23 protein-coding genes are annotated in these 24,827 nt (G+C 61.8%); 7 read left to right on the forward strand and 16 right to left on the reverse strand.

Annotated elements, in window-relative coordinates; genetic code table 11:
- The first annotated feature begins 49 nt into the window (after positions 1-49).
- The 3 genes from OCK01_RS00485 to OCK01_RS00495 all read left to right on the forward strand — a co-directional run bounded on the left by OCK01_RS00485 (position 50) and on the right by OCK01_RS00495 (position 2,558).
- A complete protein-coding gene (locus tag OCK01_RS00485) occupies positions 50-985 on the forward strand; it encodes a LysR family transcriptional regulator (RefSeq protein ID WP_263822237.1) in 936 nt (311 codons plus the stop codon).
- A gap of 184 nt (positions 986-1,169) precedes the next feature.
- Entirely contained in the window at positions 1,170-1,499 is a 330-nt protein-coding gene (locus OCK01_RS00490) for a hypothetical protein (RefSeq protein ID WP_263822238.1), read from the forward strand.
- A 357-nt stretch (positions 1,500-1,856) separates the two neighbouring features.
- Positions 1,857-2,558 (forward strand): glutathione binding-like protein, encoded by a 702-nt coding sequence (locus tag OCK01_RS00495; RefSeq protein WP_263822239.1) that lies wholly within the window; start codon positions 1,857-1,859, stop codon positions 2,556-2,558.
- A 115-nt stretch (positions 2,559-2,673) separates the two neighbouring features.
- Here OCK01_RS00495 and OCK01_RS00500 read toward each other — a convergent pair whose 3' ends face one another.
- On the reverse strand, positions 2,674-3,294 hold the full coding sequence (locus tag OCK01_RS00500; protein WP_263822240.1) for an invasion associated locus B family protein: 621 nt from the start codon (positions 3,292-3,294) through the stop codon (positions 2,674-2,676).
- Positions 3,295-3,560: 266 nt separating this feature from the next.
- Here OCK01_RS00500 and OCK01_RS00505 point away from each other — a divergent pair, with 266 nt between their 5' ends.
- Together OCK01_RS00505 and OCK01_RS00510 are read left to right on the forward strand one after the other, a co-directional pair.
- Complete coding sequence (locus tag OCK01_RS00505) at positions 3,561-5,366, forward strand: extracellular solute-binding protein (protein WP_263822241.1); 1,806 nt, start codon at positions 3,561-3,563, stop codon at positions 5,364-5,366.
- Positions 5,363-6,019 (forward strand): DsbA family oxidoreductase, encoded by a 657-nt coding sequence (locus OCK01_RS00510; RefSeq protein WP_263822242.1) that lies wholly within the window; start codon positions 5,363-5,365, stop codon positions 6,017-6,019. The genes OCK01_RS00505 and OCK01_RS00510 overlap by 4 nt, the downstream gene beginning before the upstream one ends.
- A 54-nt stretch (positions 6,020-6,073) precedes the next feature.
- On the opposite strand, the gene OCK01_RS00515 is transcribed toward OCK01_RS00510, so the two are convergent.
- A complete protein-coding gene (locus tag OCK01_RS00515) occupies positions 6,074-6,394 on the reverse strand; it encodes an HlyU family transcriptional regulator (RefSeq protein ID WP_263822243.1) in 321 nt (106 codons plus the stop codon).
- A gap of 77 nt (positions 6,395-6,471) precedes the next feature.
- Between OCK01_RS00515 and OCK01_RS00520 the strand changes: the two genes are divergently transcribed.
- A complete protein-coding gene (locus OCK01_RS00520) occupies positions 6,472-7,479 on the forward strand; it encodes an alpha/beta hydrolase (protein WP_263822244.1) in 1,008 nt (335 codons plus the stop codon).
- A gap of 38 nt (positions 7,480-7,517) precedes the next feature.
- Entirely contained in the window at positions 7,518-8,090 is a 573-nt protein-coding gene (locus OCK01_RS00525; RefSeq protein WP_182826275.1) for a hypothetical protein, read from the forward strand.
- Here the strand turns inward: OCK01_RS00525 and OCK01_RS00530 are convergent, their stop codons facing one another.
- From OCK01_RS00530 to nuoG, 14 genes are all read right to left on the reverse strand, one after another.
- A complete protein-coding gene (locus tag OCK01_RS00530) occupies positions 8,091-8,768 on the reverse strand; it encodes an ABC transporter ATP-binding protein (protein WP_263822245.1) in 678 nt (225 codons plus the stop codon). It abuts the gene before it with no gap.
- An 8-nt stretch (positions 8,769-8,776) separates the two neighbouring features.
- Entirely contained in the window at positions 8,777-10,078 is a 1,302-nt protein-coding gene (locus OCK01_RS00535) for a lipoprotein-releasing ABC transporter permease subunit (RefSeq protein ID WP_182826273.1), read from the reverse strand.
- 11 nt (positions 10,079-10,089) lie between these two features.
- Positions 10,090-11,418 (reverse strand): proline--tRNA ligase, encoded by a 1,329-nt coding sequence (proS, locus tag OCK01_RS00540; RefSeq protein ID WP_263822246.1) that lies wholly within the window; start codon positions 11,416-11,418, stop codon positions 10,090-10,092.
- Between the two features lie 849 nt (positions 11,419-12,267).
- Positions 12,268-12,537, reverse strand: a complete 270-nt coding sequence (locus OCK01_RS00545) for a DUF1467 family protein (RefSeq protein ID WP_263822247.1) — start codon at positions 12,535-12,537, stop codon at positions 12,268-12,270.
- Between the two features lie 89 nt (positions 12,538-12,626).
- Positions 12,627-14,294 carry a ribonuclease J gene (locus tag OCK01_RS00550; RefSeq protein ID WP_263822248.1) on the reverse strand — a complete coding sequence of 556 codons (1,668 nt, stop codon included), beginning with the start codon at positions 14,292-14,294 and terminating at the stop codon, positions 12,627-12,629.
- A 19-nt stretch (positions 14,295-14,313) separates the two neighbouring features.
- Positions 14,314-15,072 (reverse strand): biotin--[acetyl-CoA-carboxylase] ligase, encoded by a 759-nt coding sequence (locus OCK01_RS00555; RefSeq protein ID WP_263822249.1) that lies wholly within the window; start codon positions 15,070-15,072, stop codon positions 14,314-14,316.
- Positions 15,072-16,514, reverse strand: coding sequence for an NADH-quinone oxidoreductase subunit NuoN (gene nuoN, locus OCK01_RS00560; RefSeq protein WP_263822250.1), 1,443 nt, complete (start codon positions 16,512-16,514; stop codon positions 15,072-15,074). The genes OCK01_RS00555 and nuoN overlap by 1 nt, the downstream gene beginning before the upstream one ends.
- An 18-nt stretch (positions 16,515-16,532) precedes the next feature.
- A complete protein-coding gene (locus OCK01_RS00565; protein ID WP_263822251.1) occupies positions 16,533-18,044 on the reverse strand; it encodes an NADH-quinone oxidoreductase subunit M in 1,512 nt (503 codons plus the stop codon).
- Positions 18,044-20,077, reverse strand: a complete 2,034-nt coding sequence (gene nuoL, locus OCK01_RS00570; RefSeq protein WP_263822252.1) for an NADH-quinone oxidoreductase subunit L — start codon at positions 20,075-20,077, stop codon at positions 18,044-18,046. Before nuoL ends, OCK01_RS00565 begins: the two co-directional genes overlap by 1 nt.
- A 7-nt stretch (positions 20,078-20,084) precedes the next feature.
- Positions 20,085-20,393 (reverse strand): NADH-quinone oxidoreductase subunit NuoK, encoded by a 309-nt coding sequence (nuoK, locus tag OCK01_RS00575; RefSeq protein WP_137153656.1) that lies wholly within the window; start codon positions 20,391-20,393, stop codon positions 20,085-20,087.
- Between the two features lie 21 nt (positions 20,394-20,414).
- The gene (locus tag OCK01_RS00580; protein WP_182826268.1) at positions 20,415-21,029 is read right to left on the reverse strand and encodes an NADH-quinone oxidoreductase subunit J; all 615 of its coding nucleotides are present in this window, start codon (positions 21,027-21,029) and stop codon (positions 20,415-20,417) included.
- Positions 21,030-21,148: 119 nt separating this feature from the next.
- On the reverse strand, positions 21,149-21,640 hold the full coding sequence (gene nuoI / locus OCK01_RS00585; RefSeq protein WP_263822253.1) for an NADH-quinone oxidoreductase subunit NuoI: 492 nt from the start codon (positions 21,638-21,640) through the stop codon (positions 21,149-21,151).
- A 38-nt stretch (positions 21,641-21,678) separates the two neighbouring features.
- Positions 21,679-22,722 carry an NADH-quinone oxidoreductase subunit NuoH gene (gene nuoH / locus OCK01_RS00590; protein ID WP_182826267.1) on the reverse strand — a complete coding sequence of 348 codons (1,044 nt, stop codon included), beginning with the start codon at positions 22,720-22,722 and terminating at the stop codon, positions 21,679-21,681.
- Between the two features lie 22 nt (positions 22,723-22,744).
- On the reverse strand, positions 22,745-24,826 hold the full coding sequence (gene nuoG / locus OCK01_RS00595; protein ID WP_263822254.1) for an NADH-quinone oxidoreductase subunit NuoG: 2,082 nt from the start codon (positions 24,824-24,826) through the stop codon (positions 22,745-22,747).
- Between the last annotated feature and the right edge of the window lies 1 nt (position 24,827).

The following is a 24,827-nucleotide window of genomic DNA, read 5'->3' on the forward strand; positions in this document are numbered from 1 at the left end:
TGATCACCCCGCGCTTGATAATGCACGCCGAATTCGCTTTACTCTTTCCATGATGGAACAAATATCGCTCGATCGCCTTACGGGTCTGGTCGCCTTTGCGCGCGTCGCCTCGTTGGGCAGCTTCACCGCCGCGGCCCGCTCGCTGTCGGTGTCCGCTTCCGCCGTCAGCAAGAGCGTTCAGCGGCTCGAGACCACGCTGGGCGTCACCCTGCTGACGCGGACCACCCGCGCCCTGACGCTGACGCCGGAGGGCCGCGATCTGCACGAGCGGGCGTTGGTTTTGTTGCGCGCCGTCGACGAGATCGAGCAATCGGTGATCCAGGCGCGCGCGGAGCCCTCGGGCGTCCTGAAGGTCGCTGCGTCCTTGCCGATCGGCATCCACGTTCTCGCGCCGTCCCTGCCATCCTTTCGGCGGCGCTTTCCACGAGTGCAGGTCGATCTCAGACTGAGCGACCGGTTCGTCGATCTCGTCGAGGATGGAATCGACATCGCGGTCCGGCTCGGGGATCTCCCCGATTCCCGGCTTTTGTCACGCCGGTTGACGCCCCATGTGCTCGGCTGCTTCGCCTCGCCCGCCTATCTGGCCGAACGCGGCGTCCCCGGCCACCCGGACGACGTCCACGCCCACGACACCGTGTCCCTCCGGTTTCAGAGCAGCGGCCAGTTGTTCCGCTGGCCGTTCCGGATCGGCGAGCGAGAAATCGACATGGCGCCGCCGTCCGCTATCGTCGTCGACGCCAGTGAAGCGCTGATCGCGGCGCTGGTTGCGGGAGGCGGCATCGGCGTCTGCGCATCTTTCGCCGCGGCGCCGCATGTCGCCCGTGGCGAACTCGTGCCGGTGCTCGAGGCGTATTCGGTCAGGCGGGACACGATCACGGCGGTCTGGCCGCAAAGCCGGCGATCCAATCCGGCGGTCAGGGCTTTCCTCGGTCATCTGCAACGGTTCTCATCCGGTCTCATGGCGGCCCCTCCCGCGAAAACATAGCGCCGATTTTTGATACAACTCAAAAATCGTCGGCGCAAATCAGCTAGGTTGAGATCAGACAGGGGCATGCGCCGTTCTCCTCCCGCGGCGTCTGTGGGGCTGTCGGACGCGACCGGGCGGCGGACACCGGTCGCGTCCCATTTTTCGCCAGTCGCGGTCCGCATCGCAAACCCAGGCTTTGCCCATGATGTCCCTGTTTTTGACAGGCGCGAGCGCCGGTGTGGCCGCTTTGTTCCTGGTTTCCCACGCCGTCGCCGACAAGGGACAGGAAGAACTTCGCTACGTTCATGATCTCGCGCTCGGCATCGGCGGCGCCTATCGATGCGGCTATGATCTGGACATGCTGGCGGTGCGGCGGGCGATCGACGAGCAGATGTGGGACCTTACGGCCGAGGCGCGCCGTCGGTTCCGCCTCAAGCTGGCGCGCATCACAGCGCCCGACGCCCAACCGGACGGCCAGACATGCGCGCAGCGGCGCCTGATCGCCGAGCGGCTCGGCGTGTTAGGACATTGACGATCCACAAATTTACTATGTTTTCACTTGACAAGCGCGCGGGTATTGTAATTCGCGCCGTTTGGTCGGCATTATTCATGGGCGGGTTGGCGCAGGCATTGTCCCTTTTGTTTGCCAGCCAAACCCTCATGGCGACCCGGCAGCGTCCTTTCCACGCGGATTTGTGGGAAGGGCGCCGCCGGCCTCCGGACGGCGATCCGGACGCCTCGGGCGCAATGACCGAAAATTTCCGACCTTATTGACCGCGCAGCCGTTGCGCTTTCGGCATGACCTCCTACATCGGGGCGTGCGTTTGCGCAGTCGCGCCGCTCTCACAACGCCTGCGCCTCCGGCGCGCCAACCTGTCAGGACCTTTCCATGGCTTCCTTGTCTTCCTTCCCGATCACCGCAAAATGGCCCCCGGCCGATCCCTCCGTGATCCAGCTTTATTCGCTGCCCACGCCGAACGGCGTCAAAGTATCGATCGCCCTCGAAGAACTCGGCCTGGCTTACGAGCCGCACAAGGTCGACTTCTCCAGCAACGCCCAGAAGAGCCCGGAATTCGTGTCGCTCAATCCGAATGGACGCATCCCGGCGCTGATCGATCCCGATGGTCCGGACGGCCAACCGATCGGCCTGTTTGAATCCGGCGCGATCCTGATGTATCTGGCGGAAAAGACCGGCAAGTTGCTGCCCAAGGACCCGGCGGCGCGGTATGAGACGCTGTGCTGGGTGATGTTCCAGATGGGCGGGGTCGGGCCGATGTTCGGCCAGTTCGGCCATTTCTACAAATTCGCCGCCGACAAGGTCGCCAACAATTCCTATCCCATGGAGCGCTATCGCGACGAGGCCAAGCGGCTGATGAGCGTGCTCGATGCGCGGCTGCAGGATCGTCAGTTCATCATGGGCGACGATTACACGATCGCGGACATCACCACCTTCCCCTGGATCTGGTGCGCCGACTTCTATTATGGCGGCAAGGACGTCCTGGAAATGGACAGCTTCCCGGCGATGATGGCCTGGTACGAGCGCTGCATGGCGCGCCCCGCCAGCCAGAAGGGCCTGAAGATTCCCGCCTGACAGGCTGCAAATCGGCGCGTCTGGGTCGGCGCGCCGAAAATCACGGCCCGAAATACGAAAAAACCCGGGATGCGCGCCGCATCCCGGGTTTTTGTTTTGTCGAGCGCTTGAAGGCTTACTGCTGGGTCGCGGCCTTCTGGGCGTCTTCCAGCTTCTTGCGGGCTTCCTCGGCCTTCTTCTGCATTTCTTCCTGCAGCTTACGCTGGGTTTCCTGCAGCTTGGACTGTTCCATGGCAGGGCCGTCGAACACGCCGGTGAAACCCGACAGCGTCATCTTGATCGGGTTGGGCGCGCGCTGGAAGTTCACCGAGGTGAACACCACTTCATTGCCCTTCTTGAGGCTGGCGATAACGGCGTCGGTCAGCGGCATTTCGGCAATGCAGAGATCGGGCATGCAGATGCCGTAATCGAGCTTCTGGCCTTTGCCGCCGTCGATCTGCATCAACACGCCGGGGGGGATGAGACGCGCGGGCGGAACCGAGACCTGCATGAACTTGCGGTTCACTTTGCCCGACACGGTCACCAACGCCACCGCGGTGATCAGCTGTCCGGTATTGGCCGCGATGATGTTGCGGACCGAACAAACATCCGAGTCGCCCTGCTTGTCGCACACCTTGAACCAGCCTTGCGGCGTCGCCTGCTGCGCCGACGCCGTCATCGGGGTCGCGATCAGCGTCGTTGCGAAAGTAGCGCCTGCGATCAGCGCGCCGACAACGGATTTGAACTTGGATGTCATTTTGCTTTCCCGTCTCTTGGAAGATCTCCTCGGCGGCAACGCGGGCCGCTTGAGCCGCGCCCCTCCTGCCGACCAAATGAGGCGAATGCATGACCCGCCCCGCATGGGCTCCTGTTACATCGGCCAATCGCAGATATCCAGTATTTCTTGCTATGCGGCAGGTGAATATTTTCACGTTGCGGCTCATTCGTTGAAGTCGCGCGTCACAATTTGTACTGTCTGGCGTGATTCATCCGGCGCCGCCCGTCGACGCAAAGGAACAAGTCGTGTTCAAGACGCTTCTCATCGCTCTCCTCTCGCTCATGCCGCTCGCGGCCGCGGCGCAGCCCCTGCATGGCGTCGCCATGCATGGCGCACCGGCGCTGCCGGCAGATTACGCCCATTTTCCCTACGCCAATCCGGACGCCCCCAAGGGCGGCAAGCTCACCTTCGGCGTCGTCGGCACGTTCAACAATCTCAATTCCTTCATCCTCAAGGGCAAGCGCACCACCGCGCGGGGCATGTGGGATCCGGAGCTCGGCAATCTGGTGGTCGAATCGCTGATGGCGCGGTCTCGCGACGAGCCCTTCACCATGTATGGCTTGCTGGCCGAAACGGTGGAGATGGACGAGGACAGGACCTTCATTCAGTTCAATCTCAATCCGAAGGCGCATTGGTCGGACGGCCGGCCCGTTACGCCCGAGGACGTGATTTTCACTTTCGAACTGCTGCGGGACAAGGGACGCCCGCCTTTCTCGACCCGCCTGAAACTCGTCGAGAAGATGGAGAAGATCGGCGACCGCTCCGTGCGTTTCAGCTTCAAGCCCGAGGCGGATCGCGAATTTCCTCTCTTGCTGGCGTTGTCGCCGGTGCTGCCCAGGCACGCCACAAAGGTGGAGGGCTTCGACCAGACCACGCTGACGCCGCAACTGGGCTCGGGCCCCTATCTGGTCAAGGATATCCGGCCGGGCGAACGCATCGTCTACAAGCGCGACCCGAACTATTGGGGCAAGGATATTCCCGCCAAGATCGGCTTCGACAATTTCGACGAGATCTCCATCGAATATTATCTGCAGGAAAACACTCTCTTCGAAGCCTTCAAGAAGGGCCTGATCGACGTCTATAGCGAGGGCTCGCCGAAGAACTGGGACCTGGCCTATAATTTTCCCGCCGTTCAGCGCGGAGACGTGATCAAGGAAGTCTTCCAGCCGCGCCTGCCCGCCAATACGCTGGCGATGACCTTCAACACGCGCAGGCCCGTTTTCGCCGATCTCCGGGTGAGAAAGGCGCTTACCCTCGCCTTCGATTTCGAATGGCTCAATCGCAGTCTGTTTGAGAAAGCCTATCGCCGAACGGAGAGCTTCTGGCAAAATTCCGACCTGTCCAGCCTTGGTGTACCCGCCAGCCCGCGCGAACTCGACCTGCTCGGACCTGCTAGCGCCAAGGTGGAGCCCTCGCTGCTGGACGGATCCTTCCGCCTGCCCGTATCCGACGGATCGGGACGCGATCGAAAGATCCTCAAACAGGCCTTCGCGCTTCTGAGGGAAGCCGGCTATCATATCGATGGCGGCAGGATGGTAGGTCGCGACGGCAAGCCGTTCGCCTTCGAGATTCTGTCGCAGAGCCTCGATCAGGAGCGCATCGCCATCGCCTATCAGCGCACGCTCAGCGCTCTCGGCATCGCGGTCACCATCCGCACGGTGGAGGATGCGCAGTATCAGGAGCGCACGCAGCGCTTCGATTTCGACATGATCTTCCGCACCTATGCCGCCACGCTGTCGCCGGGGCTGGAACAGGAAACCCGTTGGGCCTCGGCCTCTCGCGACATTCAGGGATCGGACAATGCCGCCGGCGCGGGTGACCCGGATATCGATCGGATGATCGGCGTCATCCTCGCCGCCCGCACCGACGAAGGATTCAAGGCCGCCGTCCGCGCTTTCGACCGGCTGCTGCTGTCACAATATTACGCCATCCCACTCTTCCATTCGCCGGAACAGCGGGTGGCGCGTTGGAAACACATCGATCACCCCGCGACGCTGTCTCTCTACGGCGTCCAGTTTTCCACCTGGTGGGACGAAAGAGCTCGGAAATGACCAAAACGACCGTGAAAATCGACATCATCTCGGATGTCGTCTGCCCTTGGTGCTATCTCGGACAGGCGCGGCTGGCGCTGGCGCTCGACCGCGTCAAGGATGTGCTGACTGCGACGATCGCCTGGAAACCTTATCAACTCGAGCCAAACGCGCCGGCCGAGGGCCTGGATACTTTCGATTACCTCGCCCGCAAGATCGGCGGCCCCGAAGCTGTCAAACGGGGCCATCAGATGCTGACACAGTTGGGCAATGAGATCGGCCTGCCGTTCGCGTTTGAAAAGGCCAGGATATTTCCGAACACGCTGGACGCGCACAGGCTTATCCATTGGGCGGCAGCCTCCGGGGAGACGGTGCAGAACGCAGTGTCGAAGGCGCTGTTCACCGCCAACTTCGTCGAGGGCGAGAATGTCGGGGATCACGCCGTGCTGCTGGATATCGCCGAGAAGTCGGGCATGGACCGAGGCGCGACAGCGGAGAAGCTGGCCTCCGATATCGATGTCGACACGGTGAAGGACGAGATCGCCGCCGCCCAACGCATGGGAGTCTCCGGCGTGCCCTGCTTCGTGATCGATGACCAGTATGTGGTGACCGGCGCGCAAAGTGTCGAGGTGTTTGAAAACGCCTTCCGCCAGTTGGCGTCGATGAAAACGTGACATGGAAAAGGGCGCGGCCTCGTGACTGCGCCCTCGCCGTCGATCAGATAAATATCAGACTTGGCGGTCCTTGGCTCCGTCCGACCAGAGCGTCGGGCCGTTCTGTTCGATGATCTGCGTCGCCTTGCGGAAGGTGATCTCGAGCACGTCGCTTTCACTGCTGAACAGGTCGGCGCGCACGAAGTTGCGTGTCAACGTCTCGCCATTCACCACTTTTTCGATCCGGCCGGCCAGGCGATATTGCGCGCCTTCCTTGCGCGGCGTCGCGACAACGCGGCAATCATGAATGGTCTGGGCGGTTTCCTTCTGGCTGGCCGGTTCGCCGGCGGCGGAGGAAGAAAACAGGCTTTTGATTTTATCGAGAAATCCGGTCATGGTGGCGATGTAGCACAGCGTCCGGCGAGGGGGAAGCCGAAATGCGGAGCCGCAACACAAGCCGCGGAGGGCATATCATGATCCTGTTATGGGTGATCGTCGCGCTCGCAGCGGCTGCCGGCATCGTCTATGCACTCGGGCCTCGCGAGCCCGCCGATCTGACCGTCACGTTCAACGCCGACGAAATCGGCGCCGATCTCGACGATTGGCTCGCGGCGCGAGAATCGCGTTATGCCGACATCCGGGCCGGTCTCGCCAAACAGATCGTCTGGCTGAACAGCTTCGAGGGGCATGAAACGCCCGTCTCGCTCGTCTATATTCACGGTTTTTCGGCGTCGGCCGGCGAGATGCGGCCCGTGCCGGACGATCTTTCGAAGCGTCTCGGCGCAAACCTGTTCCTGACGCGCCTCGCCGGACACGGCCGCGCCGATCGCGACGCCATGGCCGAACCGAGCCTGCAGGACTGGCTCAATGATACGGCGGAGGCCCTGGCGATCGGCGAGCGTCTGGGCCGCAAGGTGGTGATCATGGCGACCTCGACCGGCGCGTCGCTGGTGACCATCCTGCTCGCACGCCCCGATATTCGGGAGAGGATCGCCGCAGTCGTATTCGTCTCGCCCAATTACGGCGTACAGGCGGCCGGCGCATTTCTTCTCGAGGGACCCTGGGCGCGACGACTGGCGTATATGGTTCTCGGTGCGCGGCGGGGCTTCGAGCCGGCAACGCCGGGTCATGCCGCAAGTTGGACCTCGGATTATCCGACGGCCGCTCTGCTGCCGATGGCCGAAAGCGTCAAACAGGCCCGAGCCGTCGATCTCAGCGAGATCGCCACGCCGGCGCTCTTTCTGGTCTCGCCGGACGATCGCGTCATCCGTCCGCATCTCGTGCGCGACGCTCAGGCGCGGTGGGGCGGGCCGAGCGCGCTGATCGAGATCCAGGCAGTCGGGGATCCCTATTTGCACGTGCTCGCCGGCGACGCTCTCTCGCCCGCCACCAACGGCGTGGTGACGGACGTCATCGCCGCCTGGGTAGAAAAGACGCTCGCCCTGCCTTCGCGGCAGACGAAACAAGCGAATCGCTTATAAACTGAGCGCTGAAGCACCTTCATCCGAAAGGACGCCGTATGCGGATACCTGTTCTCCTGGCATCGCTCCTCGCGCTCGCAGCGCCTTCGATCGTCGCGGCTGGTCAGATGGCGGACCTCGCCAAACAGGCCGAGGATGAACTCGCCAAACCCGAGGGCGGCCGCCCCGCCTTCGAGAAGATGCGCTCCGCCATGGCTGCGGCCCAGGCGAAGATCCCGTTCGATATCCGCAAGGCGTTTTTCGTCAACGAGAAACCGCTGATGTTCGGGGCCTACAAGCGCGTCAAGACGAATGAGTTTTCCGTCGGGGCCACCCTGATCTCCTATGTCGAGCCGATCGGGCTGGCATGGAAGAACTCCGATGACGGCAGGGTGCAGGCTCGATTTACGGTCGATTTCGAATTGCGGAGCCCGGAAGGCGAACTGCTCGCCGAGCAGAAATCGTTCGGCAACTTCTCGATCACCTCGGTCGAGCCGCTGTTCGAGATCTTCACCCCGCTGACGCTGGACGTATCCCAGGCGCCGGCCGGCGCCTATGTGCTGAAATACACCTTCACCGACCTCGCCTCCGGCAACAAGACCGATGTCGAGCAGCGTTTCACCTTGAAATGATCAGAGCTCGACGATCCTGCCGCCGTCGATGGTGACGCGACGATCCATGCGCGACGCCAGTTCGTGGTTATGCGTGGCGATCAGCGCCGACAGGCCTGATTGCCGGACGAGGGCCTCCAGCGCGTCGAAGACATAGGATGCGGTGTGAGGGTCGAGATTGCCCGTCGGCTCGTCGGCAAGCAGCACCAGCGGCGCATTGGCCACAGCGCGCGCGATGGCGACGCGCTGCTGTTCGCCGCCGGAGAGTTCAGCCGGACGGTGGGTCGCGCGATGGCCGATGCGCATATAGTCGAGCAATTGCCCTGCCCTTTCGGCCGCCTCTTTAGGCGCGAGGCCGCCGATCATCTGCGGCATCATCACATTTTCGAGCGCGGAAAACTCCGGCAACAGATGATGAAACTGATAGACGAAGCCGATGTCGGAGCGCCTGATATCGGTGCGCTCCGCGTCGGAAAGATTGCCGCAGGACCGGCCGTTGACGATGACCTCGCCGCCGTCGGGGCGCTCCAGCAGGCCTGCGAGATGCAGCAGCGTCGACTTTCCGGTGCCCGACGGGGCGACCAGACCGATCATTTCGCCGGGACGCATCACGAAATCGGCGTCTTTCAGAATGTCGAGCCGCGTCTCTTCTTCCCCGTAATGGCGCGAAACGGCGGCGAGCTTGAGTATTTCGGTCATATCTGGCCTTATTCGTAGCGCAACGCCTGAACGGGATCGATCTTCGACGCCCTCCAGGCCGGGAAGATGGTGGCGAGGAACGACAGGGTCAGCGCCATGATCATGACCGAGATCGTCTCACTGACATTCATTTCCGCCGGCAACTGGCTGAGGAAATAAAGCTCGGGATTGAAGACGTCGGTGCCGGCGATCCAGGAGAAGAACTCCTTGATCCGCTCGATGTTGAAACAGACGAGACTGCCGAGCACGAAGCCGGCGAATGTGCCGGTCACGCCGATCGCAGCGCCGGTCATGAAGAAGATCCGCATCACCGCGCCCGATGTCGCGCCCATGGTGCGCAGGATGGCGATGTCGCTGCCCTTGTCCTTCACCAGCATGATCAGGCCGGAGATGATGTTGAGCGCCGCCACCAGCACGATCAGCGTCAAGATCATGAACATCACGTTGCGTTCGACATTCAGCGCCGAAAAGAAGGTGCGGTTGCGGTCGCGCCAGTCGGTCAGGAAAATCTGCCGGCCGGCGGCGTCCTCGACCTTCGGAATCAGATCGTCGATCTTGTCCGGGTGATCGACGAAGACCTCGATGGATTTGGCGATGCCGTCGGCGTTGAAATAGAGCTGCGCTTCGTCGAACGGCATGAAGACGATGGAACCGTCATATTCCGACATGCCGATCTCGAAAACCGCGTCGACCCGGTAGCTTTTGACGCGCGGGCTGACGCCGAGCGGCGTCACATCGCCTTCGGGCGAAATCAGCGTGATCTGGTCGCCCACCTGCAATCCCAGCTGCGTCGCTAGCCGACTGCCGATCGCAACGCCCTGCCCCGCCGCGAAACCGACGAGGTCTCCGGCCTTGATGTTGTCCGAAACCATCTTCAATTTGGTCAGATCGTCGGCGCGCACGCCGCGCACGATGGTGCCGGTGCCCGCTCCGCCCTTGCCCGACGCGAGCGTCTGACCGTCGATGAACGGAATGGCGAATTTGACGCCGGGGAGCTTGGACACATTGGCGGTGATCTCGGCGTAATTGTCGAGAGGCCCGTCGGCCGCCTCGATCACCATATGGCCGTTGATGCCGAGGATGCGGGTGATTAGCTCGGTGCGGAAGCCGTTCATCACCGCCATGACGATGATGAGCGCCGCCACGCCGAGCATGATGCCGACGAAGGAAAAGCCGGCGATCACCGAGATGAACGCCTCCTTGCGGCGCGGGCGCAGATAGCGCCACGCCACCAGGCGCTCATAGGCTGAGAAAGGCCGCGAAGACGCTCGCGAGCTCGCGCCATCCTGAGCGCCCGTTCTGTCGGTCATGTCGTCCCCGTTCAGTTGCCCGAAGTCAGCTTGTTGATCGCTGCCTCGATGGTCATGGTTTCCCGCGCGCCGGTCTTGCGATCCTTGATCTCGACCTCGCCGGCGGCGACGCCGCGCGGGCCGGCGATGATCTGCGTCGGCACGCCGATGAGGTCGGCGGTCGCGAATTTCGCGCCGGCCCGATCGTCGGTGTCGTCGTAGATCACATCGAAGCCGGCCTTAGTCAGAGCAGCGTAGATGCCTTCGGAAGCGGTGTCGCAGGCCGCATCGCCCGCCTTCATGTTGATCACCGCCACGTCGAAGGGCGCCACCGACTTCGGCCAGATGATTCCCGCTTCGTCATGGGAGGCTTCGATGATGGCCGGAACAAGGCGCGTCGGGCCGATGCCGTAGGAGCCCATATGGACATTGTGCTGCTTGCCGTCCGGCCCCTGGACGGCGGCGTTCATGCTGTCGGAATACTTGGTTCCGAAATAGAAGATATGGCCCACTTCGATGCCGCGGGCCGACAGGCGCTCGCCTTCCGGAATGGCGTCGAAGGCGGCTTCGTCATGCATTTCCGAGGTCGCCGCGTAGCGCGAGGTCCACTTGTCGAAAATCGCCTTGAGACCGTCGACGCTGTCGAAATCGGTGTCCTCGGCCGGAATGTCGAAATCGACGAAATCCTTGTGGCAATAGACTTCGGATTCGCCGGTGTCGGCCAGGATGATGAATTCATGGCTGTGATTGCCGCCGATCGGGCCGGTGTCGGCGCGCATGGGGATTGCGCGCAGGCCGAGGCGATCAAAGGTCCGAAGATAGGCGGCGAACATCTTGTTGTAGGAATGAATGGCGCCGTCGCGGTCCAGATCGAAGGAATAGGCGTCCTTCATCAGGAATTCGCGCGAGCGCATGGTGCCGAAGCGCGGACGCACTTCGTCACGGAATTTCAGCTGGATGTGATAGAGATTGAGCGGCAGGTCCTTGTAGGACTTCACATAGGAGCGGAAGATCTCGGTGATCATTTCCTCGTTCGTCGGACCATAGAGCATCTGGCGGTCCTGGCGGTCCTTGATGCGCAGCATCTCCTTGCCATAGGCGTCGTAGCGCCCGCTCTCCTGCCAGAGCTCGGCCGACTGAAGGGTCGGCATCAATAGCTCGATGGCGCCGGCGCGGTTCTGCTCTTCGCGGATGATCCTGTTGACCTTGTCCAGCACCCGCTTGCCCAGCGGCAGCCAGCTGTAGATGCCCTGGCTCTGCTGGCGGATCATGCCGGCCCGCAGCATCAGGCGGTGGGAAACGATTTCCGCTTCCTTGGGATTTTCCTTGAGGATGGGCAGGAAGTAACGGCTAAGGCGCATGGTGTGATCCGGAATTTCGGCGACCCTGATCGGAATCGCGGCAAAGACAGCAATTTTCCGCTGTTTCTTTAACCAGTTCGCAGCAAGAAAGAAACCCGGAGCCGGAGAATTCCCCTCTGAAAGCCATGTCTGCGAAAGGGGGAAAGCGCACGGCCTCTACAGGGCCGCCTCCTGGCGCCCGGTGCGTCGATGCAGCGCGCGCCAGGATGCGCGGCGGCCAAAAATTCGACTCATTACGACAAGATTATGACCCTCACGCTACGGAAGCCGTTATTTTCCTGTCAACGTATTTTTTTTCGACGCTTGTCGCATTTTTGCAAAAAAGGTGATGACAACGATTAATCTTTGGGCTAGTTTCCGGTCATAAAAGAGGCAAGGGGATCAAATCCTTGCCAAACTTCGCGGTTAAGTCTTGGGAGGATGGGATCTGAGGCGCGTTAACCCGCTGCCCCCTTAATTGGGTTGAAGATCACGCGAAACTACCTAAAAACAAGGCGTTAAGCCTTGTTTTTTTTTGCCTGCGCTGCGGCTGCTTCTCGTTTTCGGACATGCTTTCGGTGTTTCGACGACGGCGGAAGATCGCTTTCAAATAAATATGACTAATTTTGCGGCGAAATGGCCTTCTTCGCGCCGTCGATCGCGCAGCTTGGACGCCAATGGGCCGCGCGGCGCAAAAGTCCCAGATAGGAAACCCGACGCTTATATTCGGGATGTGTCAGAATGGCGCAGCAGCCGTAAAATCAGCGGATCCGACCGGAAAGCGTGAGGCGTCCTGGCGAAGCATCATTTACGAGCCAAGGCCGGGCAGAATCCCGTCACGCAACGTCAACCAACGTTGCGTCATGCTGGTCAATGGAAGTCGGGAACGATGCGAGGGATCGACAGGGCGTTCAGTCCAAAGACCCGCGTGGCGATGAACCAGCAGGCATAGATGATCGCGGCCAGCGCCGTCGTGCCGACGAATACCCGGAACGGACGGAACTTGGCCGGCGCGCTCGAGATCGTGCCGTTGATCACGGTCTTTTCATCGGCTTGGGTCCTCAGTCCGATCGGCAACACGATGAACAGCGTGATCCACCAGCAGATGAAGTATTCAGCGATAATTGAAACGATGTTCATGGCCGTCTCCCAGCACGCGGCCGCCGCCGAGAAGGCGACGGACCGAGATCACAGATCGATTGAATGGGGCGAATGACGCCCCTTTGGCCTTATTGTATCCGCGTGACGAAGACGGTCACAATGGGTTTTTTGCCCCAGACCTGATTTGCCGCAGCCCGGACCGAGCGACGGACCGCCTCCTTGACCATGTCGAGATCCTTGCGCTTGACGCGCGGAATGCTCTCCACGGCGCCGAGCACGGCGTCATAGAGAATGTCTTCCATCTCGTCGCCCGCCTCGTCGAAAGCCGGCAAACCGAAAGCGGAGACATCGGGATCGTCGATGAAGTCGTAGCGTCCGTCGAGCAGCACATTGACCGCGACATGGCCGACGTAAGAGAGCTTGCGGCGATCGCCGATGCCCATCTCGTCGAAATCGCCGATCAGATTGCCGTCCTTGAAGATGCGGCCGAACGGCGCTTCGTCGATGATTTCCGCCGGTCCCGGAGCAAGCCTCAAGATACCGCCATTGCGGACTTCGGCGACTTCCGGGATGCCGCATTGGCGACCGAGATCGGCATGGGCGCGCAGATGCGCCGCCTCGCCATGCACCGGCACCAGGATCTGCGGCTTCACCCAGTCATACATCTGCTTGAGCTCGCTGCGGCGGGGATGGCCCGAGACGTGCACGAGACCGTCGGCGTCGGTGAGCACGATCATGCCTTGATCGATCAGCGCATTCTTGATGTCGAGAATGGCTTTCTCGTTTCCGGGAATGGCGCGCGAGGAGAAGACGAATGTGTCTCCCTTGGTGAAGCCGATATTGCGCATCTCGTCGCGGGCGATCTTGGCCAGAGCCGCCCTCGCCTCGCCCTGGCTGCCGGTGAGGATCACCACGGCGTTCTGGCGCGGCAGATAGCCGAATTCGTCTTCGGCCACGAAAGGCTTGATGTCGTCGAGCATGTGCAGTTGCTTGGCGACGTCCGTTACCCGCCGCATGGAGGAACCCAGCAGCAAGACCTCGCGGCCGGCCTTCTCGGCAGCCATGGCGATCGACTTGATCCGCCCGACATTCGACGAGAAGGTGGTGATCGCCACCCGGCCTTCCGCCTTGGTGATGATCTCTTCCAGGCCGCGCGACACGTCGAGTTCGGAGGGAGACACGCCTTCGCGCTGGGCGTTGGTCGAATCGCAGATCAGCGCCAGGACCCCCTCCTCGCCGATTTCGCGGAAACGCGCATCGTCGGTGGGCTTGCCGAGCGACGGCTCGGGGTCGATCTTCCAGTCGCCGGTATGCACGACATTGCCGAGCGGCGTGCGGATGATCAGCGACATGGCTTCCGGAATGGAGTGCGCCACGTTGACCGGCTCGACCGTAAACGGACCGACGTTGATCTGCCGGCCCGGCAAAAGCATCTGCACGGGGATGGGATCGGCTTTGTCGTAGTCGCCCTTGGCTTCGAGCAGGCCTTCCGTGAAGGGCGACACATAGAGCGGCGCCTTGAGGCGCGGCCAGAGATCGCGAACGGCGCCGTAGTGGTCCTCATGCGCATGCGTGATGAAGATTGCTTTCAGATTCTGCTTCTCTTCCTCGATGAAGCGGATATCGGGCAGGATCAGTTCGGCGCCCGGCAGATCGGGACCGGCGAAAGACACGCCGCAATCGACCATGATCCATTGGCGTTTGTGCCGCGGTCCATAGCCGTAAAGCGCCAGGTTCATCCCGATTTCGCCCACGCCGCCCAGCGGCAGGAACACAAGTTCATCCTTGTCGGCCATCGTCACTCACAGTCTTTCATCATGAAAAGAAAACATCGCCCGAGGCGATACGAAGAACGGCGCCATCCGCCGTCTTGAGATGCAAATATCCGTCGAGATCTATAGCGGAAAAAACGCCGGAAATCGACCGGTCAGGAAGGTTCACCGTAATAGCCGCCCCCAGACCCGCCAGCCGCTCTTTCCAGGCTTCCACCACGCTCGCCACGCCCCGTCCCGCGTCCCATTCGGAAAGCACGAGCGCCATCTCCTCGAACAGATGCGCGAAGAGATCGTCGGCGGAGGTCGACACACCGGCCTCGGCCAGCGTCATGGCCGGATAGAGGGGATTTTCGGGTTTATGGGTAACATTGACGCCACAGCCGATCACCACGGCGCGGCGGCCATCCGCCAGCTGCTCGGCCTCGATGAGAATTCCGGAAATTTTTGCGCCATCGATCAGCAGATCGTTCGGCCATTTGATCCGCAGCCTGTCGCCGAGCCACGGACCGACCGAAGCGACGGCGCGATGAAGGGCCAACGCCACCGCGATCGGCAGCGAGCCGAGCGCTTCCGGCGCGGCAGGATCGGTGAGCAGCAAAGAGGCATAGAGATTTCCGGGCTCGGAAATCCAGGTGCGTCCCCGACGGCCGCGACCGCTCAGCTGACGGCGCGCCGTAAGCCAAAGCGGGCCCGGATCTCCTGCCCGCGCCCGCTCCAGACATAAGGTATTGGTGGATCCGACATCGCCCAGCGCTTCATGACGAAACCGGGCGATGGCGGACTTGTTGCTGGCGACCATCAAAACAGCGCGGCCGCTGCCGCTTCCGCCGCGGCGCCGATCGGGCCGCCGACGACGATGTAGCCGATCACCAGCAGGCCCGACAGGCCATAGACCAGCTTGAGGGCGCCGGGCGCGCGGGCCATTTCAGCCGCCGGCGCATCGAACCACATCACCTTGACGATGCGGAGATAATAATAGGCGCCCACCACCGAAGCCAGAACGCCGATCACCGACAGCCAGTAGAGGCCCGCTTTGATCGCCGCCAGGAACACGAAATATTTGGCGAAGAAGCCGGCCAGCGGCGGAATGCCCGCCAGCGAGAACATCAGCGCCGTCAGGACGAACGCCATGAAAGGGCTGGTGCTCGAAAGGCCCGAGAGATCGGAGATGTTTTCCAGCGCCTTGCCGTCCTTTGACCGCATCGCCATGATGATCGCGAAGGCGCCGAGCGTCATGACGACGTAGATCGCCATATAGAGCACGATGCCGGTGACGCCTTCCTGAGAGCCGGCCGCGAGGCCCACCAGCGCGTAACCCATGTGACCGATCGACGAATAGGCCATCAGGCGCTTGATGTTGCTCTGGCCGATCGCGGCGAAGGAGCCGAGCAGCATCGAGGCGATGGAGATGAAGACGATGATCTGCTGCCAATCGGCGATCAACGGCTGGAAGGCGTCCATCACGACGCGGATGAACACCGCCATGGCCGCCACCTTCGGCGCGCCGGCGAAGAATGCGGTGACCGGTGTCGGCGCGCCTTCATAGACGTCGGGCGTCCACATATGGAACGGAACGGCCGAGATCTTGAAGGCGACGCCGGCCAGCACGAAGACCAAGCCGAACACCAGGCCGATCGACCGGGTCTCGGCGGTGAGCGCCTGGGTGATGTCGGCGAAACCGGTATGGCCGGTGAAGCCGTAGACCAGCGACATGCCGTAGAGCATCATGCCCGACGACAGGGCGCCAAGCACGAAATACTTCAGGCCGGCTTCGGTCGAGCGGGCGGAATCGCGGTTGAGAGCGGCGACCACATAAAGCGCCAGCGACTGCAGTTCGAGCGCCATATAGACGGTGATCAGGTCGTTGGCCGAGATCATGATGGTCATGCCGAGCGTCGCCAGCACCACCAGGATCGGGAATTCGAACTTGTCGATATTCTCGAGCTTGGCCTGGCCGGCCGACATGAACAGGGCCACGGCGGAAGCGCCGAGCGCCAGCGTCTTCATGAAGCGGGTGAAGCCGTCGGCGACGAAGACGCCGCCAAAGGCTCCGCCTTCAGCCGGATGCAGCACCACGGTCGCGGCCGCGCCGAGCAGCAGCAGCACGCTGAGGTAAGTCACAGTCTTCGCGGACTTTTCGCCCGCGAAAACGCCGATCATCAGGAGAACCAGCGCGCCGATCGCCAGGATCAACTCCGGCGTCGTGATGGTCAGACTTGCGAGAAGGGTTTCAGCCGTCATTGGGGCAAGGTCCTGTGATCAGTTGGCCGCGGCGGCAACGCTGTGCGCTGCCTCCAGAGCCGCAGAGTAATTGTTGACGAGAAGCTCGACCGAGGCGGCCGTGGCGTCGAACACCGGCGCGGGATAGACGCCGAAGAAGATGGTCAGCACGATCATCGGATAGAGGATCAGCTGTTCGCGCGGCGACAGGTCGAGAAGCTTCTTGAGGCTTTCCTTCTCGAGCGCGCCCCAGACGACCCGACGATAGAGCCAGAGGGCATAGGCTGCCGACAGGATGACGCCGGTGGTGGCGAAGAGCGCGACCCAGGTGTTGGCGCGGAAGGCGCCGAGCAGGGTCAGGAATTCGCCGACGAAGCCGGAGGTGCCGGGCAGACCGACATTGGCCATGGTGAACACCATGAAGGCCACCGCATATTTCGGCATGTTGTTGACCAGGCCGCCATAGGCGTCGATGTCGCGGGTGTGCATGCGGTCATAGACCACGCCGACGCAGAGGAACAGCGCGCCGGAGACGATGCCATGGCTGAGCATCTGGAAGATCGCGCCCTGCACGCCCTGGGTGTTGGCCGCGAAGATGCCCATGGTCACGTAACCCATATGGGCGACCGACGAATAGGCGATCAGCTTCTTGATGTCTTCCTGCATCATCGCCACCAGCGAGGTGTAGATGATGGCGATGACCGACAGCGCGAAAACGAAGGGCGCAAAATAGTCGGACGCCAGCGGGAACATCGGCAGCGAGAAACGGAGGAAGCCGTAACCGCCGAGCTTCAGCATGACGCCGGCCAGAATGACCGAACCCGCCGTCGGCGCCTGAACGTGCGCGTCGGGCAGCCAGGTGTGAACCGGCCACATCGGCATCTTCACCGCGAACGAGGCAAAGAAGGCCAGCCACAACCAGGTCTGCATATTGGCCGGGAACTTGTGGCCGGCCAGAACCGTGATGTCCGTCGTGCCGGCGTCCCAATACATCGCCATGATGGCGAGCAGCATCAGCACCGAACCGAGCAGCGTGTAGAGGAAGAACTTGTAGGAGGCGTAGACGCGATCCTTGCCGCCCCAGACGCCGATGATGATGAACATCGGGATCAGCACGCCTTCGAAGAAGACGTAGAAGAGCACGATGTCGAGCGCCACGAACACGCCGATCATCAGCGTTTCGAGCAGCAGGAAGGCGATCATGTATTCCTTGATGCGCTTCTCCACCGAATACCAGCTGGCGAGGATGCAGAAGGGCACCAGGAAGGTCGACAGGATCACGAACAGCATGGAAATGCCGTCGACGCCGACATGGTAGGAAATGCCGGTGTTCAACCAGTTCATCTTCTCGACGAACTGGTAGCCGGGGTTGGAATTGTCGAAGCCCGTCCAGATGAACAGCGAGACGACGAACGTCACGACCGAGGTGGCGAGCGAGATGAGCAGCACGTTGCGCCGCCCCGGCTCGCTGTCGCCCCTCATCAGCAGCAACAGGACCACGCCGACCAGAGGCAGGAAGGTGACCAGGGAGAGAATGGGCCAACCGGACATTAGAACGAACTCCCGAGCATCATCCAGGTTATCAGAGCGGCAATGCCGATCAGCATCACGAAGGCGTATTGATAAAGGAAACCGGTCTGCAGGCGAACGACGCGGCCGGTGACATCCACCACGCGGGCGGCGATGCCGTTGGGCCCGAAGCCGTCGATGACGGTTCCGTCGCCCTGCTTCCACAGGAAGCGGCCGAGCCACTTCGACGAACGCACGAAGAGCAGATCGTATAGCTCGTCGAAGTACCACTTGTTCAGCAGGAACTTGTAGAGACCGTCATGCTGCTGGGCGAGGTACGACGGCATCCAGGGGGCGCGGATATACATGATCCAGGCCACGATGAAGCCGAGCGCCATGGCGATGAACGAGCTCCACTTCACCAGCAGCGGCACATGGTGGAAGTGTTCGAGCACTTCGTTGCCGGGAGCCGTGAACAGCGCGCCCTTCCAGAATTCGGCATAGGCTTCGCCGAAGAAGTGGTCGTGGAAGATCACGCCGGCCAGCACCGCGCCGATGGCGAGGAGATAGAGCGGGATCAGCATCACGTTCGGCGATTCATGCACATGATGCATGACGTCGTGCGAGGCGCGCGGCTTGCCGAAGAAAGTCATGAAGATCAGGCGCCACGAATAGAAGCTCGTGAAGCAGGCGGCGATGACCAGCAGCGTGAAGGCCCAGCCGGACAGCGGGCTGTGCGCGGCAAACGTAGCCTCGATGATCGAGTCCTTCGAGAAGAAGCCTGCGAAGCCGATCGGGGTGCCGGGAATGCCGACGCCGGTGATGGCCAGCGTGCCGATCATCATCATCCAGAAGGTGCGCGGAATATGCGAGCGCAGCCCGCCCATGTAGCGCATGTCCTGCTCGTCGGAGACGGCATGGATGACCGAACCGGCGCAGAGGAACAGCAGCGCCTTGAAGAAGGCGTGCGTGAACAGGTGGAACACGGCCGCGCCATAGGCGCCGACGCCGAGCGCGACAAACATGTAGCCGAGCTGCGAACAGGTCGAGTATGCGATGACGCGCTTGATGTCGTTCTGCACCAGGCCGACCGAGGCCGCGAAGAAGGCGGTGATCGAGCCGACCAGCGTGACGATCATCAGCGCGGTGTGCGACAGTTCGAACAGCGGCGACATGCGGGCGACGAGGAAGACGCCGGCGGTGACCATGGTCGCGGCATGGATGAGCGCCGACACCGGCGTCGGGCCTTCCATGGCGTCCGGCAGCCAGGTGTGCAGCAGGAACTGGGCGGACTTGCCCATTGCGCCCATGAAGAGCAGCAGGCAGATGGCGGTCAGCGCGCTGGCTTTGTCGAGATGCATGCCCAGGAAGTTGAGCACCGTGTCGCCGGCGACGGCGGTGTGTTCGCCGGTCGCGGCGGCGGCGCCTTCAGCGGCATGTTCGGCGGCGGCCGGCAAATAGGTGGCGGCGGCGGCGAAGATCGAGTCGAAGTTGATCGAGCCGAACAGCACGAAGATCCCGAAGATGCCGAGCGCGAAGCCGAAGTCGCCGACGCGGTTGACGATGAACGCCTTCATCGCCGCGGCGCTGGCCGAGGGCTTCTTATACCAGAAACCGATCAGCAGATAGGATGCGAGACCCACGCCTTCCCAGCCGAAGAACATCTGCAGCAGGTTATCGGACGTCACCAGCATCAGCATGGCGAAGGTGAACAGAGACAGATAGGCGAAGAAGCGCGGCCGATGCGGATCGTGATGCATGTAGCCGATCGAGTAGAGATGGACGAGGCAGGACACCGAGTTCACGACCACGAACATCACGGCGGTCAGCGTGTCGATCCGGAACGCCCATTCGACATCGACGCCGCCGGACTGGATCCAGCGCAGCACCGGAACGATGGTCTGCGTCTCGCCGAGCGCGACGTCGAAGAAGACGATCCATGACAGGGCCGCCACGATCATCATGAGGCCGGTGGTCACATATTCCGACGCCTTGGCGCCGATCACAGGTCCCCCCAGCCCCGCGATCAGCGATCCCAACAGCGGAAGGAAGACAATGAGTTTGTAGATGATCATAGCCTTCTCAGCCCTTCATCATGTTGACGTCTTCGACCGCGATCGTGCCCCGGTTACGATAGAAGACGACGAGAATTGCGAGACCGATGGCGGCTTCCGCGGCCGCGACGGTCAGAATGAACAATGCGAAAACCTGACCGGTGATGTCGTTCAGGAAGGTGGAAAACGCCACCATGTTGATGTTGACCGCGAGCAGGATAAGTTCGACCGACATCAGGATGATGATGACGTTCTTGCGGTTCAGGAAGATGCCGAACACGCCGAGCATGAACAGGATGGCGCTGACGGTGAGGTAATGACCGATGGTGATTTCCATGTTTCTTTCCTTCCCCTACCCTCAGATGCCCTGGCCCGGCTTCGGGCTGACCACGGAGATTGCGGTTTCCGGCTTGCGCGCCACCTGACGCGAAATGTCCTGGCGCTTGATGTCCGTGCGATGCTTCAAGGTCAGCACGATGGCGCCGATCATCGCGACCAGCAGCACGAGGCCGGCGAGCTGGAAGTAGAAGACGTAATGGGTGTAGAGCACGTCGCCGATCGCCGCGGTGTTCTGGCGTTCCGTCACCGCCGGAATCGGCATCGACACATTCTTGGCGACTTCCGGAGAAAACACGCTGCCGCCGATCACGATGATCAGTTCGGCCGCGAGGATCAGGCCGATCAACACGCCCACCGGCGCATATTCCAGCGCGCTGGCCCTCAGCTTGGTGAAATCGATGTCGAGCATCATCACCACGAAGAGGAACAGAACCGCGACCGCGCCGACATAGACGACCAGCAGAAGCATGGCCAGATATTCGGCGCCGGTCAGCAGGAACAGACCCGCCGCGTTGACGAATGTCAAAATCAGAAACAGAACCGAATGAACCGGGTTTTTAGCCCAGATGACCATGAATGCCGACGCCACAGCGACGAAGGCGAACAGATAGAAAAACAGAGCCTGCAGACCCATTTTGGCGCCTTTTTCTTCCCCGGAGCGTGACGAAAGCCAGCCCCTGCCCCGAATATCGCCCGGTTTCTCCGGGCCCAATTGAATGAACCCCCGGAGACCGGGGGTTTTGTCGTTCCCGCTCAGCGATACGGCGCGTCCATCGCGATGTTCGCCGCGATTTCGCGCTCCCACCGGTCGCCGTTGTTGAGCAGTTTTTCCTTGTCGTAATAAAGCTCTTCGCGCGTTTCGGTCGCGAATTCGAAATTCGGGCCCTCGACGATCGCGTCGACCGGGCATGCCTCCTGGCAGAAGCCGCAGTAAATGCACTTCACCATGTCGATGTCGTAGCGCACCGTGCGGCGGGTGCCGTCGTTACGGCGCGGGCCGGCTTCGATGGTGATGGCCTGGGCAGGACAGATCGCCTCGCACAGCTTGCAGGCGATGCAGCGCTCTTCACCGTTGGGATAACGACGCAGCGCGTGTTCGCCGCGAAAGCGCGGGCTGACCGGACCCTTTTCGAACGGATAGTTCACCGTCGCCTTCGGCTTGATGAAATAGCTCGAGGCGAGGCCGAGCGCCTTCACGAATTCCTTCAGGAACAGCGAGCTGACAGCTTGGGAAAGAGCAGCCATCGTCTATTCTCCTTTTCCAGTAAACTTTGCCGCCGACATCATGCCCAACCCGTCAGCTTGAGGACGAAGGCGGTGACGACGACCATGGCGAGCGACAGCGGCAGGAACACTTTCCAGCCCAGGCGCATCAGCTGGTCGTAGCGGTAGCGCGGAACGATCGCCTTCACCATGCCGAACATCGTGAAACACAAGATGACCTTGAGCAGGAACCAGACGATGCCGGGCACCCAGTTGATCAGCCAGAAGTCGACAGGAGGCAGCCAGCCGCCGAGGAACAGGATGGTGGTCAGCGCGCACATCAGCACGATGGCGGCATATTCGCCGAGCATGAACATCATGTAGGGCGTGGAGCCGTATTCCACCATGAAGCCGGCGACCAGCTCCGATTCCGCTTCGGGAAGATCGAAGGGCGGGCGGTTGGTTTCAGCGAGCGCCGAAATGAAGAAGATGATGAACATCGGAAACAGCGCCAGCCAATGCCAGTCCAGGAAGGAGCTGGGCAGGCCGAGGCGAGTGCCGAGGCCGTCCTGCTGCGCGACCACGATGTCGGTCAGGTTCAGCGAGCCGACGCAGAGCAGAACGGTGACGATGATGAAGCCCATGGAGACTTCGTAGGACACCATCTGCGCCGCCGAGCGCAACGCGCCGAGGAACGGATATTTCGAGTTCGACGCCCAGCCGCCCATGATGATGCCATAGACTTCGAGCGAGGAAATCGCGAACACGAACAGGATGCCGACATTGATATTGGCGATCACCCAGTTGTTGTTGACCGGTATCACCGCCCATGTGGCGAGCGCGAGCGTCACGGCGACCAGCGGGGCGAGCAGGAAGACGCCCTTGTTGGCGCCGGCCGGAATGACCGGCTCCTTGAACATGAATTTCAAAAGGTCGGCGAAGGACTGGAAAAGTCCCCAGGGACCCACCACGTTAGGACCACGGCGCAGCTGAACGGCCGCCCAGATCTTACGGTCATAGAGCAGAACATAGGCGATGAAGACGAGCAGGCAGACCAGCAGGAGCAGCGATTGCCCTACGATGATCAACGCTGGCCACAAATAGGTCGAAAGAAAAGTGTCCATGATCCTTTAGCCCCTTCGCGCCTTACTCGGCGGCCGCCTTGAAGTTGTTGCGAGCCAAGGCCGAGCATTCGGCCATGACGGCCGACGCACGCGCTATCGGGTTCGTCAAATAGAAGTCTTTGACCGGAGAAGCAAACGCAGATTTCGCCATTGCCTTCGGTTTTTTCGCAAGCGCAGCAACCTCGTCGCCCGAGCCTGTCACGATCGTATCCTCTTCTGCGAAATGCGGATGCGCCGCGAACAGTTTGGCGCGCAATTGCTGCATCGAATCAAAGGGAAGCTTCTTGCCGAGAACATCCGACAGAGCGCGCAGCACAGCCCAGTCCTCGCGCGCCTCGCCGGGGGCGAAGTTGGCGCGGTTGGCGAACTGGACGCGGCCTTCGGTGTTGACGAAGATGCCGGCCTTTTCGGTGTAGGCAGCGCCCGGCAGGATCACGTCGGCCTGCGATGCGCCGGCGTCGCCATGCGAGCCGATATAGACGAGCAGATTCGTGCTCTTCTTCGAAAAGTCGAGTTCATCGGCGCCGAGCAGGAACAACACGTCCATGGTTGCGATCTGGGTCTGCGCATCCACGCCCTTCTCACCCGGCACGAAGCCGAGGTCGAGGCCGCCGACACGCGACGCCGCAGTGTGCAGCACGGCGAAACCGTTCCAGCCGTCCTTGATCGCGCCCACGCTTTCGGCGAGCGCAGCAGCGGCGGCGAGAACCGCGCGGCCTTCAGCGCCGGTGATTGCGCCCTGACCGAGGATGATCAGCGGACGTTGAGCGTTCTTGAGCTTGTCGAGGAACGCGCCGTTGCCGGCGACGAGATCGTTTAGGGTGTCAGTGCCGGCGCCGAGATAGTCATAATCGTAGCGCAGTTCGCCGCCTTCGCCGATCACGCCGATCGGGAAGCCGCCGCGGCGCCAGCGCTTGCGGATGCGGGCGTTGAGCACGGCCGCTTCGAAGCGCGGGTTCGAGCCGATGATCAGCAGCGCGTCGGCGTCTTCGATGCCGGCGATGGTCGGATTGAAGAGATAGGTCGAACGGCCCAGCGACGGATCGAGCTGTGCGCCGTCCTGACGGCAATCGATGTTTTCGGAGCCGAGCGAGGCCATCAGCGACTTCAGCGCGAACATTTCCTCGACGGTGGCCAGATCGCCGGCAATCGCGCCGATCTTGTCGCCCGAGGTCTTCGCGACGGCGGCCTTGATGGTCGTGAAGGCTTCAGCCCAAGAGGCCGGAACGAGGCGGCCATCCTTGCGGACGTAGGGACGATCGAGGCGCTGGGTGCGCAGGCCGTCCCAGATGAAGCGGCTCTTGTCGGAAATCCACTCTTCGTTGATGTCTTCGTTGACGCGCGGCATGATGCGCATCACTTCGCGACCACGCGTGTCGACGCGGATCGCCGAGCCGAGCGCGTCCATAACGTCGATCGATTCGGTCTTGCCGAGTTCCCAGGGACGCGCCGTGAAGGCGAAGGGCTTGGAGGTCAGCGCGCCGACCGGGCAGAGGTCGACGACGTTGCCCTGAAGCTCCGACGTCATCGCCTGTTCGAGATAGGTGGTGATCTCGGCGTCTTCGCCGCGACCGATCAGGCCGAGCTCGGTGATGCCGGCCACTTCGGTGGTGAAGCGGACGCAGCGCGTGCAGTGAATGCAGCGGTTCATCACGGTCTTGACGAGCGGGCCGATATATTTGTCTTCGACCGCGCGCTTGTTTTCGGTGTAGCGCGAGGAGTCGACGCCGAAGGCCATAGCCTGGTCCTGCAGGTCGCATTCGCCGCCCTGGTCGCAGATCGGGCAATCGAGCGGATGGTTGATGAGCAGGAACTCCATCACCCCTTCGCGCGCCTTCTTGACCATCGGCGTGTTGGTGTACACTTCCGGCAGTTCGCCGTTCGGTCCGCCGCGGATGTCGCGCACGCCCATGGCGCAGGAGGCCGCCGGCTTCGGCGGACCGCCCTTCACCTCGACCAGACACATGCGGCAATTGCCGGCGACCGACAGTCTCTCGTGAAAACAGAACCGGGGAACCTCGGCGCCAGCCTCTTCACACGCCTGCAACAGCGTGAAATGATCCGGGACCTCGATCTCTTTTCCGTCAACTTTCAGCTTCGCCATT

It is taken from the genome of Rhizobium sp. TRM95796, from assembly GCF_025779995.1.
Classification (GTDB): domain Bacteria; phylum Pseudomonadota; class Alphaproteobacteria; order Rhizobiales; family Rhizobiaceae; genus Rhizobium_E.

Coding starts and splice junctions, on each gene's coding strand:
- OCK01_RS00530 (WP_263822245.1), bottom strand. CDS start 8,768: ATGACCGAAATACTCAAGCTCGCCGCCGTTTCGCGCCATTACGGGGAA.
- OCK01_RS00565 (WP_263822251.1), bottom strand. CDS start 18,044: ATGTCCGGTTGGCCCATTCTCTCCCTGGTCACCTTCCTGCCTCTGGTC.
- OCK01_RS00510 (WP_263822242.1), top strand. CDS start 5,363: ATGACCAAAACGACCGTGAAAATCGACATCATCTCGGATGTCGTCTGC.
- OCK01_RS00485 (WP_263822237.1), top strand. CDS start 50: ATGATGGAACAAATATCGCTCGATCGCCTTACGGGTCTGGTCGCCTTT.
- OCK01_RS00490 (WP_263822238.1), top strand. CDS start 1,170: ATGATGTCCCTGTTTTTGACAGGCGCGAGCGCCGGTGTGGCCGCTTTG.
- nuoH (WP_182826267.1), bottom strand. CDS start 22,722: ATGGACACTTTTCTTTCGACCTATTTGTGGCCAGCGTTGATCATCGTA.
- nuoL (WP_263822252.1), bottom strand. CDS start 20,077: ATGATCATCTACAAACTCATTGTCTTCCTTCCGCTGTTGGGATCGCTG.
- OCK01_RS00555 (WP_263822249.1), bottom strand. CDS start 15,072: ATGGTCGCCAGCAACAAGTCCGCCATCGCCCGGTTTCGTCATGAAGCG.
- OCK01_RS00520 (WP_263822244.1), top strand. CDS start 6,472: ATGATCCTGTTATGGGTGATCGTCGCGCTCGCAGCGGCTGCCGGCATC.
- OCK01_RS00545 (WP_263822247.1), bottom strand. CDS start 12,537: ATGAACATCGTTTCAATTATCGCTGAATACTTCATCTGCTGGTGGATC.
- OCK01_RS00500 (WP_263822240.1), bottom strand. CDS start 3,294: ATGACATCCAAGTTCAAATCCGTTGTCGGCGCGCTGATCGCAGGCGCT.
- OCK01_RS00580 (WP_182826268.1), bottom strand. CDS start 21,029: ATGGGTCTGCAGGCTCTGTTTTTCTATCTGTTCGCCTTCGTCGCTGTG.
- nuoG (WP_263822254.1), bottom strand. CDS start 24,826: ATGGCGAAGCTGAAAGTTGACGGAAAAGAGATCGAGGTCCCGGATCAT.
- OCK01_RS00550 (WP_263822248.1), bottom strand. CDS start 14,294: ATGGCCGACAAGGATGAACTTGTGTTCCTGCCGCTGGGCGGCGTGGGC.
- nuoN (WP_263822250.1), bottom strand. CDS start 16,514: ATGACGGCTGAAACCCTTCTCGCAAGTCTGACCATCACGACGCCGGAG.
- OCK01_RS00515 (WP_263822243.1), bottom strand. CDS start 6,394: ATGACCGGATTTCTCGATAAAATCAAAAGCCTGTTTTCTTCCTCCGCC.
- OCK01_RS00525 (WP_182826275.1), top strand. CDS start 7,518: ATGCGGATACCTGTTCTCCTGGCATCGCTCCTCGCGCTCGCAGCGCCT.
- nuoK (WP_137153656.1), bottom strand. CDS start 20,393: ATGGAAATCACCATCGGTCATTACCTCACCGTCAGCGCCATCCTGTTC.
- OCK01_RS00535 (WP_182826273.1), bottom strand. CDS start 10,078: ATGACCGACAGAACGGGCGCTCAGGATGGCGCGAGCTCGCGAGCGTCT.
- proS (WP_263822246.1), bottom strand. CDS start 11,418: ATGCGCCTTAGCCGTTACTTCCTGCCCATCCTCAAGGAAAATCCCAAG.
- nuoI (WP_263822253.1), bottom strand. CDS start 21,640: ATGGCTGCTCTTTCCCAAGCTGTCAGCTCGCTGTTCCTGAAGGAATTC.
- OCK01_RS00495 (WP_263822239.1), top strand. CDS start 1,857: ATGGCTTCCTTGTCTTCCTTCCCGATCACCGCAAAATGGCCCCCGGCC.